This window comes from Pseudomonas protegens (assembly GCF_003732485.1).
GTDB classification, from domain to species: Bacteria; Pseudomonadota; Gammaproteobacteria; order Pseudomonadales; family Pseudomonadaceae; genus Aquipseudomonas; species Aquipseudomonas protegens_B.
The window spans coordinates 56221-71063 of the sequence record NZ_MOAK01000045.1 but is presented as its reverse complement, the minus strand read 5'-3'; the positions used below and the strand labels follow the sequence as shown (position 1 = coordinate 71063).

The window sequence follows — 14843 nt, the reverse complement described above, 5'->3', positions numbered from 1 at the left end:
TGGCCAACGTCAAGACTCGGGCCCGCCAGGACCCGGCGAGCGGCGACTGGTTGATCAAGGGGCAAAAGGTCTGGACCTCCCTGGCTCACGAAGCGGATTGGTGCTTTGTCCTGGCCCGCACCGAAGCCGGCAGCGTCGGCCATCAAGGGTTGTCGTTCCTGCTGGTGCCCATGGCCCAGCCCGGCGTGCTGGTGCGCCCCATCGAACAGATGACCGGCACCTCGGAGTTCAACGAGGTGTTTTTCGATGACGCCCGCACCGCAGCCCAGAACATCGTCGGCCGTCCGGGCGAGGGCTGGAAGATCGCCATGGCTCTGCTGGGCTTCGAGCGCGGGGTTTCCACCCTGGGGCAGCAGATGCAGTTCCACAACGAATTGCAGCGGATCATCGATATTGCCCGCGGCAATGGCGCGGCCCGCGATCCGTTGCTGCGCCAGCGCCTGGCCGAGGCCTGGTGCGGCCTGCGGACCATGCGCTACAACTCGCTGCGCATGCTCAGCGGCCCTCAGGACGGCAGCCTGAGCCGCGAGGCCAGCATCTACAAACTGTTCTGGTCCACCTGGCATGCGCGCCTCGGCAAACTGGCGATGGACGTGCTCGGCGCCGACGCCGAACTGCTACCGGGAGCGCCTTATGCACTAAGTCCCGAGCAAGCGCTGTTCCTGTTCTCCCGTGCCGACATGCTTTACGGCGGCAGCAATGAAATCCAGCGCAACATCATCGCCGAGCGCGCCCTGGGCATGCCCCGGGAACCGCGCGCGGGTTCTTGATCGAGGAGTGTGTTCATGGCGGTTCCTGAATATGTAAAGGGCCACGGCCTGCTGCGGGGCAAGTCGGTGCTGATCACCGCGGCCGCCGGTGCCGGCATCGGCTATGCCGCGGCGTTGCGGGCGGCGGAGGAGGGCTGTCGGGCGCTGATGCTCAGTGACATTCATCCGGGGCGGCTGGCCGAGGCAGTGGCGGGCATTCGCCAGGCCACCGGGCTTGAGGCGGTGCACGGCGAGTTGTGCGACGTTGCCGACCAAGCCCAGGTCCAGCATCTGGTGGCCTGCGCCGAGCGCGAACTGGACGGGGTTGACGTGCTGATCAACAACGCCGGTCTTGGCGGCTCGCGACGCTTGCTGGACATGCCCGACGAGGAGTGGCAGCGGGTGCTGGATGTGACCCTCACCGGGACCATGCGCATGACCCGGGCGATCCTTCCGGGGATGATCCGCCGTGGTGCCGGGGTCATCGTAAACAACGCATCGGTGCTGGGGTGGCGGGCCCAGAAAGAACAGTCCCACTACGCCGCGGCCAAGGCCGGGGTCATGGCCCTGACCCGCTGCGCGGCGCTGGAAGCGGCTGAACACGGGATTCGCATCAACGCCGTCAGCCCGAGTATCGCCATGCACGACTTCCTGCGCCGCAGCGCACCGGCGGCGGTGCTTGAGCAACTGGCCGCCGGTGAAGCTTTCGGCCGCGCCGCCGAGGTCTGGGAAGTGGCCAACGTGATGATGTTCCTGGCCAGCGACTACAGCTCCTACATGACCGGGGAAGTGCTCTCGGTCTCCAGCCAGAGGGCCTGAACATGCCGCGGATCTTTGCCACGCCCGCTGCCCTGGCCGATGCCGTCGGCGAGGAGTTGGGCGTCAGTGACTGGCTGCTGCTGGAGCAGGGGCGCATTGACCTGTTCGCCGATGCCACCGGCGATCACCAATGGATTCACGTCGATCCGGTGCGGGCCGCCAGCGGGCCTTTTGGTGCCTGCATTGCACATGGCTACCTGAGCCTGGCCCTGGTCAACCTGTTCCTGCCGCAAATCGTCGAAGTCCGCGGGCTGGCGATGGGGGTCAACTACGGTTGCGATCGGGTGCGCTTCCCCGCGGTGATCAGCGTCGGCTCGCGGGTGCGCGGCAGTGCCCGGCTGGTGGCGGTGGAGCAGGTCAAGGGCGGGGTCCAGGCGACCCTGCGGGTCAGCGTCGAGATCCAGGGCCAGGAACGTCCTGGCTGCGTGGTCGACACCATCAGTCGTTACTACCCGGCCTGAACCGGCCAGTTGTCTATTCGAGGATCAGAGCATGAACCAAGCCGTCATCGTTTCCACCGCTCGCACACCGATCGGCAAGGCCTTTCGCGGAGCCTTCAACGACACCGAGGCACCGCGCATGGGTGGCCATGTGGTGCGCGAAGCGCTGCGCCGCGCCGGGGTCGAGCCCGGTGAAGTGGATGATGTGTTGATGGGCGCCGCCGCCCAGCAAGGCACTCAGGGCTACAACCTGGGGCGCCTGTGCGCGATGGCTGCGGGCCTGCCCGCGACGGTGGCCGGGATGGCTCTGGATCGCCAGTGCGGCTCGGGGCTGATGAGCATCGCCACTGCGGCCAAGGGCATCATGTGCGATGAAATCGAGATTGCCGTGGCCGGTGGCCTGGAGTCGATTTCCCTGGTGCAGAACAGCCACAAGAACACCTACCGCAATCAGAGCGTGGCGGTGATCGAGCAAGACCCGCGAGCCTATATCCCGATGATTGAAACCGCCGAGATCGTCGCCCAACGTTACGGTATCTCGCGCCAGGCCCAGGATGCCTACAGCCTGGAGAGCCAACTGCGCACCGCCCGTGCCCAGGAGGCCGGGCGTTTCGATCGGGAACTGGCGCCGATGAGCAGCCGCAAGGCGATCCTCGACAAGGCCAGCGGCGAAACCCGTTACGAAACCCTGACCCTGCAGCGTGACGAGTGCAATCGCAGCGACACCAGCCTGGCCAGCCTCAGCGCCCTGGAGCCGGTGTGGGGTGGTGGCGAGTGGTCCGGGCCCGGAAGCTTCATCACCGCCGGTAACGCTTCGCAGTTGTCCGACGGCGCTTCGGCCTCGGTGCTGATGAGTGCGCGGATGGCCGAGCGCCGCGGGCTGGAGCCCCTGGGTATCTACCGTGGCCTGGCGGTGGCCGGCTGCAATGCCGATGAAATGGGCATTGGCCCGATCTACGCGATTCCCAAGTTGCTCAAGCGTCACGGCCTGACGGTGGATCACATCGGCCTGTGGGAGTTGAACGAGGCCTTTGCCTGCCAGGTCCTGCACTGCCGCGACACCCTGGGCATTGCCATGGAACGCCTGAACGTCAACGGCGGCGCCATTGCCCTGGGGCACCCGTTCGGCATGTCCGGGGCGCGCATGGTGGGTCACGCCCTGATCGAGGGCCAGCGCCGTGGCGTGCGTTATGTGGTGGTCAGCATGTGCATTGGTGGCGGCATGGGGGCCGCCGCCCTGTTCGAAGTGGTCTAGGAGGCAGCAATGATCAGTAGCGAGCGAATCCAGGCGATCATGGCCGGCTACGTGCAAAAGGTGGATGCCGGCGACATCGAGGCGATTGTCGCGCTCTACGCCGAGGACGCCGTGGTGGAAGACCCGGTGGGCCAGCCAGCGTTGCGCGGCCTGGCTGCCATCGGCGACTTCTATCGCCAGGGGCTGGGCCAGATCAAGGTCGCGGCGACTCTCACCGGCCCGGTGCGGGCCACCCTCAACGGCTGCGGGGCAATGGCCTTTCGCGTCGATATGCTCTGGCAGGGCGAGCCCTGCTCGTTGCAGGTGATCGATGTCATGGAGTTCGACGAGCAGGGCCTGATCCGCTCGATGAAGGCCTACTGGGGGCCCGTCAACATCCAGCCACAGGGTTGAACGCCAGGGCGGCGGGGCGCCGTGTGCCTGCCTCGCCGCAACCTGCTACTTGAAGTCCGGATTCTGGGTGCGTCCGGTCTCGTAGAACGCCTTGAGGTTCTCGGCGATCTGCCTCACTACCTGGTTCATGGCTTTGCCCAGCAAGCGTTCCACCAGGCGGCCGCCGTGCATCTGGTAATGCAGGCTGGTGATGACTCGGGTCGCGGGCCCGTCGCCCAGCAACTGATAGTGGAAGCATGCCTGGCGAAAGGGAAAGGGCGCACCGGCCTGTTCCCGGTGCAGGCGCAGGACAAAGCCCTGGCCCTCCTGCCACTGCACCACGCTTTCATCCAGCCATTGCCCGCCTTTGCGAAATACCCGGCGGCTGGCGCCCACCTGCTGTTCCGGCCCCGGGTGCAGGCGGCAGCCGGTCAGCCCTGGAACATAATGCGGGGCCAGGCGCAGATCGCGCAGGATGGCCCAGGCAGCGGCGCTGTCGAGGTTGAGCAGGACACTGTGGCTGGCAATTGCGGGCATTAACGCCTCCTGGAAACGTTGAACGATCTGCCGCCAGCGGCGGCAGCGTTGGGCATACAGGGCTCAGGCCCGGGCCTGGGCCGCATCGAGAAAGGCCGGGCGTTCACCGCCGCCATGTACCAGCAGATCGCTGCCGCTGACATAGCGGGCCAGGGGCGAGGCCAGGTACAGGCAGGCATCCCCGATGTCTTCGGGGCGGGCCAAACGTTGCAGGGGAATGCCGGCGGCGACCCGTGCCAGGCCGGCGGCGTCGCCATAGTGCAAGGCTGCCTGCTCGGTGAGAATCAACCCGGCGCTGAGGCTGTTGAGGCGCACCTTGGGGGCCCACTCCACCGCCAGTGAACGAGTCAGGCTCAGCAGCCCCGCCTTGGCTGCGCCGTAGGCGGCGGTGCCGGGGGAGGGGCGACTGGCGCTGACACTGGCGATATTGATGATGCAGCCGCCTTCGGCCTGGGCCTGCATCACTCGATTGGCCTGCTGGCAGAGGTTCAATGGTGCCAGCAGGTTGAGGCGGATGATCGCCTCGCTGAAGCGCGGCGAGGCGCTGGCGGCTTCGGCATGAGGCGCACCCCCGGCATTGTTGACCAGCACATCGAGCCGGCCACAGCGCTCCAGTACCTGGTCGATCAGCGCCTGGGACTGTTCTGCCTGTCGCAGGTCACAGGTGATGAACAGGGCCTTGCGTGCGGCGCAGGCGGGCACCTGCTCCGGAGCCTGGCGCCCGCAGATCAGCACCGTGGCGCCACAGTCCAGAAAGCGCTGGCTGATGCCGCGCCCAACGCCCTTGCCACCGCCGGTGACCAGCACCACGCGGCCTTTGAAATCCATCGGATCGTGCATGCCTGCCTCGTTCTGGGCTGTTGTCGAGGCGTTGATCCTAGAGCGCGTGCCCTGGCCCTCCAACGTCCAAAGGGACTAGGTGGGCTAGTCCTGTCGGACGATGTTGCAGGCCCGTGGGCTGCCCACAATCGGCCCACTACAACAGGCCGGAGGACCGGAGATGAAGGCTTCAGCACAGGGGCGGACAGTGACGCTGCCCAACGGTATGCAACTGCATTACCAGGACATGGGCAGCGGCGATCCGGTGGTGTTCATCCACGGTAGCGGCCCGGGTGCCAGCGGCCATAGCAACTTCAAGGGCAACTACCCGGCGTTCGCCGCCGCCGGCTATCGCTGCATCGTTCCCGACCTGCCGGGCTACGGCGCCTCGGACAAACCGCTGGCCCAGTACACCCTGGACTTTTTCGTCGAGGCCCTGAGCGGCCTGCTCGATGCCCTGGACATTGGCCGCTGCGTGCTGATCGGCAACTCCCTGGGTGGCGCGATTGCCCTGCAACTGGCGCTGGACCAGCCACGGCGGGTCAGCCGCCTGGTGCTGATGGCCCCCGGTGGGTTGATGGACAAGGAGCAGTACTACCTGCGCATGGCCGGTATCCAGCAGATGGCCGCAGCGTTTGCCCAGGGGGCGTTGCGGGACGCCGCCGGCATGCGTCGCCTGCTGAGCCTGCAACTGTTCGACCCGAGCCTGATCAGCGACGAAACGGTCGCCGAGCGGGTCGCGGTGGTGCAGGAGCAACCCCAGGAGGTGCTGTCCACCATGCAGGTGCCGAACCTGACGGCGCGTCTGGCCGAGCTGAGTTGTCCGATCCTCGGTTTCTGGGGCGTCAACGATCAGTTCTGCCCGGTCTCCGGGGCGCAGACGTTGATGGAACATTGCCGGCAGATCCGCATGCTGCTGCTCAGCGAATGCGGGCACTGGGTGATGGTGGAGTATCGCCAGCTGTTCAACCGCCAGTGCCTGGACTTTCTTGCGGAGCCGCAGCCATGAGCCAAGCCCTGCAACAGCAGTACGGCGAAGAACTGTACCAGGCCCTGCGCCAGGGCCGGACCCTGGCACCACTGACCGAACGCTGGCCGACCATCAGCATCGAGGACGCCTACCAGATCTCGCTGTACGGCATCCAGCGGCGGGTGGCGGACGGCGACCGCATCGTCGGCAAGAAGATCGGCGTGACCTCGGCGGCGGTGCAGCGGATGCTCGGTGTGCACCAGCCGGATTTCGGCTTTCTTACCCAGGGCATGGCATTTGCCGACGGCGCGAACATTTCCCTGTCGGGCAACTGCCTGATCCAGCCTCGGGCAGAGGGCGAGATCGCCTTCAAGCTCAAGCACGATCTGCTGGGGCCCGGCGTCACCGAGGCCCAGGTGCTGGCCGCCACCGAATGGGTGGCGCCGTGCTTTGAAATCGTCGATTCGCGGATTCACGACTGGCGCATCTGCATCCAGGACACCGTGGCCGACAACGCTTCCTGCGGGGTTTTCGTGCTCGGGGAGGGGCGGGTCGACCCACGTCAGCTGGACCTGCCCAACCTGCGCATGCAGGTGTTCAAGAACCGCTGCCTGATCAGCCAGGGGCTGGGTTCGGCGGTGCAGGGCAATCCCCTGACCGCAGTGGCCTGGCTGGCCAACACCCTGGGCGCTTTCGGGATTGCCTTCAAGGCCGGGGAAATCATTCTCTCCGGGTCCCTGGTGCCCCTGGAACCGGCCCGGGCCGGCGATCACTTTTCCTTGACCATCGATGGCCTGGGCAGTGCCCGGGTGTCGTTCTGCGCCTGACCCAAGGGGGTATGCGAATGAGCAAGAAACTCAAGGCGGCCATTATCGGCCCGGGCAATATCGGTACCGACCTGTTGCTCAAGATGTGCCGTTCAGAATGGATCGAACCGGTGTGGATGGTGGGTGTCGACCCACAGTCCGCCGGACTCGAACGCGCCCGGGAGCTGGGCATCAAGACCACCGCGGACGGGGTGGCCGGTTTGCTGCCCCATGTCCTGGACGACGATATTCGCATCGCCTTCGACGCAACCTCGGCCTATGTCCACGCCGAGAACAGCCGCCAGCTCAATGCCCTGGGGGTGATCATGATTGACTTGACCCCGGCGGCCATCGGCCCGTTCTGCGTGCCGCCGGTGAACCTGCGGCAACACGCCCAGAGCCTGGCGCTGAACGTCAACATGGTCACCTGTGGCGGCCAGGCGACCATCCCCATGGTGGCGGCGGTGGCCCAGGTGCAGCCGGTCAGCTACGGCGAGATTGTCGCCACCGTGTCTTCGGCCTCGGTGGGCCCGGGCACCCGGCAGAACATCGACGAATTCACTCGCACCACCGCCGAGGCGGTGCAGCGCATCGGTGGTGCCCGGCGCGGCAAGGCGATCATCGTCATCAACCCGGCCGAACCTGCACTGATGATGCGCGACACCATCCACTGCCTGACCGACCAGGAGCCCGACCAGGCGGCGATCCGCGCCTCGGTGCTGCGCATGGTCAAGGAAGTGCAGCGCTATGTGCCGGGCTACAAGCTGATCAACGGCCCGGTGTTCGACGGCAACCAAGTGAGCATCTACATCGAGGTCGAGGGGCTGGGGGATTTCCTTCCCAAGTCCGCCGGCAACCTCGACATCATGACCGCCGCCGGCTTGCGCACCGCCGAGATGTTTGCCGAAGAAGCCCACCGGGGCGCCCTGCAACTGCCTGTTCGTTGACCGGAGAATTGCCATGAATCTGCAAGGTAGAAGCGTTGTTCTGCATGACATGAGCCTGCGTGACGGCATGCACGCCAAGCGCCACCAGATCAGCCTGGAACAGATGATCTCGGTGGCCACCGGGCTCGACGCGGCGGGGGTGCCGCTGATCGAGATCACTCACGGCGACGGCCTGGGCGGCGCGTCGCTGAACTATGGCCTGCCGGCTCACAGCGACGAGGAGTATTTCGCCGCGGTGATTCCGCAGCTCAGACAGGCCAGGGTCTCGGCACTGCTGCTGCCGGGCATCGGCACCCTCGACCACTTGCGCATGGCCCACGAGCACGGGGTGAGCACGGTGCGGGTGGCGACCCACTGCACCGAGGCCGATGTCTCCAGCCAGCACATCGGCATGGCGGCGAAGATGGGCCTGGATACGGTGGGGTTCCTGATGATGGCGCACATGCTCAGCGCCGAGAAACTCCTGCAGCAGGCGCAACTGATGCAGAGCTACGGCGCCAACTGCATCTACTGCACCGACTCGGCGGGCTACATGCTGCCCGATGAAGTCAGCGAGAAGATCGGCGTGCTGCGCCAGGGGCTCAACCCCGGGACCGAGGTCGGTTTCCACGGCCACCACAACCTGGGCCTGGCGATCGCCAACTCCCTGGCGGCGATCGAGGCCGGGGCGGCGCGCATCGATGGTTCGGTGGCGGGGCTCGGTGCCGGGGCCGGCAATACGCCGTTGGAGGTGTTTGTGGCGGTGCTGGAGCGCATGGGCGTCAGCAGCGGGGTGGATCTGTACGCGATCATGGATGTCGCCGAGGACCGGGTGGTGCCCATGCTCGACCAGCCGATCCGGCTCGACCGTGATGCGCTGACGCTGGGGTACGCCGGGGTCTACAGCTCGTTTTTGCTGTTCGCCAAGCGTGCCGAGCGCAAGTACGGCATCTCGGCCCGCGAGCTGTTGGTGGAGCTGGGCCGGCGCGGCACCGTCGGTGGCCAGGAAGACATGATCGAAGACCTGGCGCTGACTCTGTCCAGGGCCCGTGGCGTACTGCCCACCTGATGCAGGGGGCGCACCCTGGACACCCACATCGGGGGTTCAGGGCAGCAGGCCGCGTACCTGGGGCGGATAGCAGGGATTGGCGGCGCACTGGCTGAGCATGCTGGCGGCGTGGTATGCCGGTTGCTTGAGTAGCTGATATGCCGCGATGCCGACGGCGATCAACAGCAGCAGCAAAAGGGTGGATTTGCGCATGGTGAACCTCCACGGCAGTGTTGTTCTTGTAGCCCGACCTTATGCCGTGGCCCGTAGCCCGGCCTCGTCCGATTGGACTAGCCGGCGGGCCGCGAGACGGCGTGGGCCGACGAAGCTTTGGCCGCGCCTCAGCCCAGGGTGGCCACGCTGCGCAGGATCAGGCGCACCAGCATGGTCTGGCGGGTGACCCCGGTCTTGGAGAAGGTCGAGCGCAGGTGGGCGCGGGAGGTGTTGCGACTGATGCCCAGCTCCTGGGAGGCTTCGTCCAGGGTCAGGCCGTTGGCCAGGAGCATGGCCAGTTGGGTTTCGGCCGGCGTGAAGTCGAACAGCACCCGGACGATCTCCTGGGGCGCGCAGGACTGCTGCTCCGGGTCACTGATGAAGATCACTACCGTGGGGCAGCGCTTGCCTTCGCTCCAGGCCGACAGCGGCACCGAGCGTACGATGATGCCCAGGTCGGCGCGCCCCGAGGGCCGTTGCACCCGCAGCGCTTCGACCACCGAGGGGTTGCTGCGTTTATGCGACAGCAGCGACTGTTTCACCAGGCGGCGAAATTCCTGGGTGTCGCGGGCGGTGCCGACCTGCAGGCCGTCGTTGACCAGCTTGATGCCGTCCTTTTCCTGGATCAGCCGCTCGGCCACCTGATTGGTCTGCAACACCTTGCCGGTCTCGTCGAGGATGATGGTGCCGACCGCCATCTGGTCCACGGCGCCAGCATAGAGATTGCGCTCGGTTTCGATGCGGTTGAGCTTCATGTGCATCTTGATCGAGCGCTCCAGGTGCGGCACGAACTGCGCCAGCAGTTCCTTTTCCTGCTGGTCGAATGGCTGGTCGTCGCGTCCGCGGCTGATGCGCAGGCGACACTGGGCGCCTTCACTGGTGTTGATGTCGGCGCCCAGGATATGGAACACCCCCACCGGCTCCAGGAAGTTGCGGTAGAACTCCGATTGCAACCAGTCGTCGTTGGAGACGAACTCGGCCAGGGTCACCACCTGGCGGTTGGGCAGGTCGACGAACGGGTCGAGACTGAAGAAGTGAGTGTTGTAGGAGGTGGTGACCTCGCTGGAGCTGCCGGTGGTGTTGACCATCAGCCCATCCACCTGGGCGCTGGGCGGGCGCAGGATAAAGGTCACGTATTTGCTGTTCAGATGGAGGTTGAGCTGGTTGAGGAAGGTGGCCCATGGAATGTTTTCCATGGGCCCCTGGTAGAGATTGCCGATCAGGTCACTGAACGTCTCAAGGCTGAGGTTCTTCTGCATGGCGAAAACCGTTTTTATTATTGTTTGGGTAGTAGCGGTGGCCGAGAGTAGGGTCGGCATCGCTGGCGCGCAATGGTTCTTGCAAAGCATCTGATCGGCAGCTCTCCGGGGCGGATCAGGGGTGAAAAAGGCCCTGTGTCAGAGGTTCTGGCCCTCGCGTACGATGAAGTCCCGTGCCTCCTGGGTGCTGGCCGGCAAGGCTTCGATATCGGTGTAGAACTGCTCGTACCATTTGCGCAACTGGTACACCGGGCCGTCACCGTCGCACAGCAGCGGATTGTCCACCCGGGTCTTGCTGTGCCAGATCGCCACGTCCTCGTAGAAGGCTTCCTGGGCCTGTTGCACATAGGCCTTGGCCATCGCTTGGTTCTGTTCTTCGCTGAGGCCGGGGATCTTCTTCACCAGCACTCCGTAGCGCAGGGTGAAACTGTCCAGGTCGATGGGTACGTGGCAGTTGAGCAGGATCGAATGGATCGGCTGGCCGTTCATCGCGCCGGTCATTTCGGTGATCTGGTAGGCCGGGCCGAAGTAGGTGGCGGTGGTGCTCAGCTCGCTGTCGCCGGACAGGCGTGCGCTGCGGGCGCGCATTTCCTGGGTGGCCAGATGGCCTTCGAAGCGGTTGCTGAAGGCCTGCACCGGGGCACCATGGACTGTGCCGAAATGCGCCATGTCGGCGACGTTGTCGATCAGTTCACGGCAGTTGGTTTCGATCTTCAGCTCCGCCACTTCCCAGTGGGCCCATTGTTCGTCGAAGCAGGCGTCGATCCGCGGTATGCGCTGCTGCTCGATGGGCGGGTTGCCTTGGGGATCATTCCAGACAAACAACAATTGGTTCTCCTCCATCAGCGGCCAGCTCTTGATCCGTGCCCGTGGCGGAATCCGCTTGGCATAGGGAATGTCGTCGCAGACGCCGTCGGCGCCCCAGCGCCAGGCATGAAACGGGCAGCGCAGCGCGTTGCCTTCGATGCAGCCGGTGCTCAGGTCAGCGCCCATGTGCGGGCAGTAGCCGTCAAGAATGTGCAACTGACGGTCTTCGCCCTCGAACGCCACCAGCCGGGTGCCGAACACATCCAGGCGGTGGGCCTTGCCGTCGCGGTACTGGGCGGCCAGCCCCAGGCAATGCCAGCCTCTGGCGTAGCGTGATTGCAGGGGTTGAGTCTCGATTCGGTGCAGGATGTTCATCTCTTGTTCTTCTCCGGGTCACGGTGGGGCCGCCGTGGCCTCAGGCAGAAGCCCGGCGGTGCTTGCACTCCTGATCGATTCTGCCGCCCCTGTGCCTTGGGGCATCGTCTGAATGGACGATGGCCAGTGCCGGTCAGCCGGCTCTACTGGGGCCTTTGACCACCGCAGGAGTTATCGATGAGCAGTCAAACAGGGCAGGTAGCAGTGATTACCGGCGCCGCCAGCGGGATTGGCCGGGGCCTGGCCGAAGAGGCCGCACGGCGTGGCATGCGCCTGGTGCTGGCGGACCTGGATGCCCCCGGGCTGGCTCGGGTCTGTGACGCCTTGCGGGCCAACGCAACCGAGGTGGTGAGCCGGGTTACCGATGTCGGGCAACTGGCCCAGGTCGAGGCCTTGCGCGATTGCGCCGTCGAGTCCTTTGGTGGTGTCGACCTGCTGTTCAACAATGCCGGGGTGATGCAGACCGGCTACAGCTGGGAGATCAGCCAGACCCAGTGGCAGCGCATGCTCGACATCAACCTCAACGGAGTGATCCACGGCATCCGCAGTTTCCTGCCGCTGCTGCTGCGCCAGGGCCGTGGTGGCCATGTGATCAACACTGCGTCCCTGGCCGGCTTGCTCAGCAGCCCGTTGCTGGCGCCTTACAACGTCACCAAGCAGGCGGTGGTGGCGCTTTCGGAAACCCTGCATTACGAACTGGCGCTGCTGGGCGCGCCCATCGCGGTTTCGGTGATCTGCCCGGGGCCCGTGGCCAGCGCCATCATGGGTTCGAACCAGCACAGCGATGCCGCTGGCGACGGCTTGAGCCAGTTGCTCGATGGACGCATTCGCGAGGGCATGAGCCCCGCCGAACTGGCCGCGCTGGTGTTCGATGCCATCGATGCCAAGCGTTTCTGGGTTCTGCCCCACAAGGATTTCAAGGAGGCCCTGCAGCGCCGGGTGCGCAGCATCCTCGACGAAACCAATCCGCAGTTCCGTATGCCTGACACCGAGGGGGCCGGCCATGTCTCTTGATCCGCAGATCGCCGCTGTATTGCAATCGCTGGAGGGCTTGGCGCCGCCGGACTTCAGCCAGCTGGACGCGGCCCAGTACCGGCAGTTCGCCGACAACCTGATGGCCATGCCCCCTGGCGCGGCCATGCATGAAGTGCGCGAGTTGCGCGTGGCCGGCGATGTCGGCGAACTGGATGCCCGGCTCTATCGTCCGCTGGACCAGGGGCGCCTGCCGTTGCTGGTGTTCTTTCATGGTGGCGGTTTCATCATGGGCACTCTCGACACCCACGATTACCTGTGCCGGGCCCTGGCCAGCCAGACCGGGGCCGTGGTGGTGTCGGTGGCTTATCGGCTGGCGCCGGAGGCGGCTTTCCCGGCCGCGCCGCTCGATTGCTACGCGGCCACGTGCTGGCTGGTGGAGCACGCGGCCGAGCTGGGTATCGACGGCTCGCGCCTGGCGCTTGCCGGGGACAGTGCCGGTGGCAACCTGGCCTTGGCGGTCAGCCGCCTGGCATCGCAGCGCCAGGGACCGAAGATCCGCCACCAATGCCTGTTCTATCCGGTACTCGACGCCGCGTGCGACAGCCCGTCCTACCGCGACTTTGCCGAAGGCTACATGCTGACGGCCGCGATGATGAGGTGGTTCTGGAGCCTGTACGGTGCCGGAGCCTCCCTGGTCGATGAACCGCTGGCCTCGCCGTTGCGCGCGCAAGATCTGGGCGACCTGCCGCCCACGACCTTGATCAGCGCCGGGTTCGACCCGCTGCGCGATGAGGGCGAAGCCTTCGCCAGGCGCTTGCAGGCAAGCGCAGTACCGGTTCGGTTGCAGCGCTGCGAGGGGATGATCCACGGCTTCATCAGCCTGTCGCCCTTTGTCGAACGCGCCGCCCAGGTGCTGGCACAAGCAACGGCAGAGCTGCGCAAGGCGCTCGGCTGAAGCGACAGCGTCGGCCTTCGGGTGGCGAAGCCCGATACCAAAGCCCGACGCCTGGCGTCGGGCTTTGGCGTTGCGCGAAAGTGCCCGGCCAGGCGTCAGAATCGATATTGGCTGGTGGGCAGTACATCGATCTTGTCGAAGTCGATAAAGCGCGCACAGCTTTGCATCATGGCCGCCAGGTTTTTCTCGAACCGTGCTTCGTCCCCCGTTGCGTCGAAGAAGGCCTGGGGGTCGGTCATCGCCGCGGGCGGGAAGCATTCCTCGACAATGGCGTCGATGGGCGGCGCGTCCGGGGTCAGGGCCGCCACCACCAGGTTCTGCACGTACTGGAAGTTGTCCTGGGTGACGATGGCAACCTCTGTGTGCTGGTTGCGCCATATCTCCAGCCAGGCCTGCGGGGTCAGGCGCGGCGGGCGTGTCAGCAGGGCCACCTGGGCGAAGCCGTAAGTCCGCTCACCGGGTGAGGGAGGGAAACGGGTGTTGCGGATCGCTTCGGACTCGCACACCAGATAGGCCGCCAGGCGGGTCGTGGCCTGTGCCAATACCCGGTCGAAAGGCGCCCGGGGAGCGGCGTTGGCGCTGTCCAGCCACAGCGACAGGCAGGCATCCGGCAGCGGTGGCCGGTTCTCCTGGCGCAGGGCCGCAGCGGGAGCGACTTCGCTATCCGCCAGGTTCAACTGCAGGCCCTGGGCGCCCAGGGCTTGCAGTTGCCCTATGACCTCGTGGCGCACGTGCCGGGCGAATGTTTCATCGGTGCTGCTGGGGTCACGCCAGAGCAGATAGATGACTTTTTCCATGGCGGGCAGATTCCTCTGTTGATGGTCGACGGCAGGTGGGTCCTGCGAAGGACAGGGTCGGGCCTGAGCTACTTTGCCGAATCCACCAAACGGACTAGTGCCCGTGGGGCAACCGCTTCGTGAGTGGGGCCGAGCGCCCGGGGCTAGTCCCAACAGACGATCAGCCGGCGCCGGCCGGTCGATACACTTCCTGGCATGTGCGGCTGGTGAATAAGCACGCACGATGACCGCCACCCGGCGTCGATCCACGATGATTGCGAGGCCTGTGCCATGACTCTTGAACAACGTATTGCCCGTCTGGAGGCGCTAGAAGCGATCCGCCAGTTGAAGCACCGCTATTTGAATGCTTGTGACTTGAAGCAGGTGGAGGTGATCCGCGACTGCTTTGCCGAGGGCCAGATACTGATCGACTACGGCCCACTGGGCAGCTTTCGCGATCGCGACAGCTTTCTCGCGCTGTATCAGGAACTGGCTTGCCAGCCACGAGTGATCGACATCCACCACGGCGCCAACCCGGAGATTGAATTGCTCGGCGAGGATCAGGCCCGGGGCCGGTGGGCGCTGTACTACTTCAACCTGGATGGCGAGAGTGGCGCCACGCGCCAGTTGGGGGGGATCTACCAGGACCGCTACCGGTGTATTGCCGGGCAATGGAAGCTGGTCGAATGCTGTTTCAGCGCGCACTCGATGGTGGCAGGGCAAGTAACAGCCTGAGCCTGAA

General features: G+C 65.5%; 18 protein-coding genes. 12 read left to right on the top strand and 6 right to left on the bottom strand.

Features of this window, described 5'->3' with window-relative positions; translation table 11 throughout:
* The 5 genes from BLX41_RS35080 to BLX41_RS11235 all read left to right on the top strand — a co-directional run.
* On the top strand, positions 1–770 hold a 770-nt coding region (locus BLX41_RS35080; protein ID WP_259744698.1), incomplete at its 5' end, for an acyl-CoA dehydrogenase family protein.
* A 15-nt stretch (positions 771–785) separates the two neighbouring features.
* Positions 786–1568: an SDR family oxidoreductase gene (locus BLX41_RS11250; RefSeq protein WP_123724930.1), complete on the top strand. Its 783-nt coding sequence runs from the start codon at positions 786–788 to the stop codon at positions 1566–1568.
* A gap of 2 nt (positions 1569–1570) precedes the next feature.
* The gene (locus tag BLX41_RS11245; RefSeq protein ID WP_072452519.1) at positions 1571–2029 is read left to right on the top strand and encodes a MaoC family dehydratase; all 459 of its coding nucleotides are present in this window, start codon (positions 1571–1573) and stop codon (positions 2027–2029) included.
* A 31-nt stretch (positions 2030–2060) separates the two neighbouring features.
* A complete protein-coding gene (locus tag BLX41_RS11240) occupies positions 2061–3263 on the top strand; it encodes an acetyl-CoA C-acyltransferase (protein WP_123724929.1) in 1203 nt (400 codons plus the stop codon).
* A 9-nt stretch (positions 3264–3272) separates the two neighbouring features.
* Positions 3273–3656 (top strand): steroid Delta-isomerase, encoded by a 384-nt coding sequence (locus BLX41_RS11235; protein ID WP_072452523.1) that lies wholly within the window; start codon positions 3273–3275, stop codon positions 3654–3656.
* Between the two features lie 45 nt (positions 3657–3701).
* Here BLX41_RS11235 and BLX41_RS11230 read toward each other — a convergent pair whose 3' ends face one another.
* Together BLX41_RS11230 and BLX41_RS11225 are read right to left on the bottom strand one after the other, a co-directional pair.
* Positions 3702–4172, bottom strand: a complete 471-nt coding sequence (locus BLX41_RS11230; RefSeq protein ID WP_123724928.1) for an SRPBCC family protein — start codon at positions 4170–4172, stop codon at positions 3702–3704.
* A gap of 63 nt (positions 4173–4235) precedes the next feature.
* Positions 4236–5012: an SDR family oxidoreductase gene (locus BLX41_RS11225; RefSeq protein WP_123724927.1), complete on the bottom strand. Its 777-nt coding sequence runs from the start codon at positions 5010–5012 to the stop codon at positions 4236–4238.
* A gap of 160 nt (positions 5013–5172) precedes the next feature.
* Here BLX41_RS11225 and BLX41_RS11220 point away from each other — a divergent pair, with 160 nt between their 5' ends.
* The 4 genes from BLX41_RS11220 to dmpG are packed head-to-tail and all read left to right on the top strand — an operon-like array spanning position 5173 to position 8762.
* The gene (locus BLX41_RS11220) at positions 5173–6000 is read left to right on the top strand and encodes an alpha/beta fold hydrolase (protein WP_123724926.1); all 828 of its coding nucleotides are present in this window, start codon (positions 5173–5175) and stop codon (positions 5998–6000) included.
* Positions 5997–6788 (top strand): fumarylacetoacetate hydrolase family protein, encoded by a 792-nt coding sequence (locus tag BLX41_RS11215; protein WP_123724925.1) that lies wholly within the window; start codon positions 5997–5999, stop codon positions 6786–6788. Before BLX41_RS11220 ends, BLX41_RS11215 begins: the two co-directional genes overlap by 4 nt.
* A gap of 17 nt (positions 6789–6805) precedes the next feature.
* Positions 6806–7714, top strand: a complete 909-nt coding sequence (locus tag BLX41_RS11210; protein WP_123724924.1) for an acetaldehyde dehydrogenase (acetylating) — start codon at positions 6806–6808, stop codon at positions 7712–7714.
* A 13-nt stretch (positions 7715–7727) separates the two neighbouring features.
* The gene (gene dmpG, locus BLX41_RS11205) at positions 7728–8762 is read left to right on the top strand and encodes a 4-hydroxy-2-oxovalerate aldolase (RefSeq protein ID WP_072452537.1); all 1035 of its coding nucleotides are present in this window, start codon (positions 7728–7730) and stop codon (positions 8760–8762) included.
* 36 nt (positions 8763–8798) lie between these two features.
* On the opposite strand, the gene BLX41_RS33605 is transcribed toward dmpG, so the two are convergent.
* The 3 genes from BLX41_RS33605 to BLX41_RS11195 all read right to left on the bottom strand — a co-directional run bounded on the left by BLX41_RS33605 (position 8799) and on the right by BLX41_RS11195 (position 11395).
* The gene (locus BLX41_RS33605) at positions 8799–8954 is read right to left on the bottom strand and encodes a hypothetical protein (protein ID WP_185073502.1); all 156 of its coding nucleotides are present in this window, start codon (positions 8952–8954) and stop codon (positions 8799–8801) included.
* Between the two features lie 128 nt (positions 8955–9082).
* Complete coding sequence (locus tag BLX41_RS11200) at positions 9083–10213, bottom strand: helix-turn-helix transcriptional regulator (protein WP_072452539.1); 1131 nt, start codon at positions 10211–10213, stop codon at positions 9083–9085.
* Positions 10214–10351: 138 nt separating this feature from the next.
* On the bottom strand, positions 10352–11395 hold the full coding sequence (locus tag BLX41_RS11195) for a 3-ketosteroid-9-alpha-monooxygenase, oxygenase component (protein ID WP_123724923.1): 1044 nt from the start codon (positions 11393–11395) through the stop codon (positions 10352–10354).
* A gap of 177 nt (positions 11396–11572) precedes the next feature.
* Between BLX41_RS11195 and BLX41_RS11190 the strand changes: the two genes are divergently transcribed.
* Both BLX41_RS11190 and BLX41_RS11185 read left to right on the top strand, forming a co-directional pair.
* Complete coding sequence (locus tag BLX41_RS11190; RefSeq protein ID WP_123724922.1) at positions 11573–12409, top strand: SDR family NAD(P)-dependent oxidoreductase; 837 nt, start codon at positions 11573–11575, stop codon at positions 12407–12409.
* The gene (locus BLX41_RS11185; protein WP_123724921.1) at positions 12399–13325 is read left to right on the top strand and encodes an alpha/beta hydrolase; all 927 of its coding nucleotides are present in this window, start codon (positions 12399–12401) and stop codon (positions 13323–13325) included. The genes BLX41_RS11190 and BLX41_RS11185 overlap by 11 nt, the downstream gene beginning before the upstream one ends.
* A gap of 95 nt (positions 13326–13420) precedes the next feature.
* Here the strand turns inward: BLX41_RS11185 and BLX41_RS11180 are convergent, their stop codons facing one another.
* On the bottom strand, positions 13421–14122 hold the full coding sequence (locus tag BLX41_RS11180; protein ID WP_123724920.1) for an EthD domain-containing protein: 702 nt from the start codon (positions 14120–14122) through the stop codon (positions 13421–13423).
* A gap of 270 nt (positions 14123–14392) precedes the next feature.
* Between BLX41_RS11180 and BLX41_RS11175 the strand changes: the two genes are divergently transcribed.
* Complete coding sequence (locus BLX41_RS11175) at positions 14393–14836, top strand: nuclear transport factor 2 family protein (protein ID WP_123724919.1); 444 nt, start codon at positions 14393–14395, stop codon at positions 14834–14836.
* Positions 14837–14843: the final 7 nt, after the last annotated feature.

Excerpts from the sequence above, each read along its gene's own strand:
- BLX41_RS11250 (WP_123724930.1), top strand. The coding sequence starts at position 786 with ATGGCGGTTCCTGAATATGTAAAGGGCCACGGCCTGCTGCGGGGCAAG.
- BLX41_RS11245 (WP_072452519.1), top strand. The coding sequence starts at position 1,571 with ATGCCGCGGATCTTTGCCACGCCCGCTGCCCTGGCCGATGCCGTCGGC.
- BLX41_RS11240 (WP_123724929.1), top strand. The coding sequence starts at position 2,061 with ATGAACCAAGCCGTCATCGTTTCCACCGCTCGCACACCGATCGGCAAG.
- BLX41_RS11235 (WP_072452523.1), top strand. The coding sequence starts at position 3,273 with ATGATCAGTAGCGAGCGAATCCAGGCGATCATGGCCGGCTACGTGCAA.
- BLX41_RS11230 (WP_123724928.1), bottom strand. The coding sequence starts at position 4,172 with ATGCCCGCAATTGCCAGCCACAGTGTCCTGCTCAACCTCGACAGCGCC.
- BLX41_RS11225 (WP_123724927.1), bottom strand. The coding sequence starts at position 5,012 with ATGCACGATCCGATGGATTTCAAAGGCCGCGTGGTGCTGGTCACCGGC.
- BLX41_RS11220 (WP_123724926.1), top strand. The coding sequence starts at position 5,173 with ATGAAGGCTTCAGCACAGGGGCGGACAGTGACGCTGCCCAACGGTATG.
- BLX41_RS11215 (WP_123724925.1), top strand. The coding sequence starts at position 5,997 with ATGAGCCAAGCCCTGCAACAGCAGTACGGCGAAGAACTGTACCAGGCC.
- BLX41_RS11210 (WP_123724924.1), top strand. The coding sequence starts at position 6,806 with ATGAGCAAGAAACTCAAGGCGGCCATTATCGGCCCGGGCAATATCGGT.
- dmpG (WP_072452537.1), top strand. The coding sequence starts at position 7,728 with ATGAATCTGCAAGGTAGAAGCGTTGTTCTGCATGACATGAGCCTGCGT.
- BLX41_RS33605 (WP_185073502.1), bottom strand. The coding sequence starts at position 8,954 with ATGCGCAAATCCACCCTTTTGCTGCTGCTGTTGATCGCCGTCGGCATC.
- BLX41_RS11200 (WP_072452539.1), bottom strand. The coding sequence starts at position 10,213 with ATGCAGAAGAACCTCAGCCTTGAGACGTTCAGTGACCTGATCGGCAAT.
- BLX41_RS11195 (WP_123724923.1), bottom strand. The coding sequence starts at position 11,395 with ATGAACATCCTGCACCGAATCGAGACTCAACCCCTGCAATCACGCTAC.
- BLX41_RS11190 (WP_123724922.1), top strand. The coding sequence starts at position 11,573 with ATGAGCAGTCAAACAGGGCAGGTAGCAGTGATTACCGGCGCCGCCAGC.
- BLX41_RS11185 (WP_123724921.1), top strand. The coding sequence starts at position 12,399 with ATGTCTCTTGATCCGCAGATCGCCGCTGTATTGCAATCGCTGGAGGGC.
- BLX41_RS11180 (WP_123724920.1), bottom strand. The coding sequence starts at position 14,122 with ATGGAAAAAGTCATCTATCTGCTCTGGCGTGACCCCAGCAGCACCGAT.
- BLX41_RS11175 (WP_123724919.1), top strand. The coding sequence starts at position 14,393 with ATGACTCTTGAACAACGTATTGCCCGTCTGGAGGCGCTAGAAGCGATC.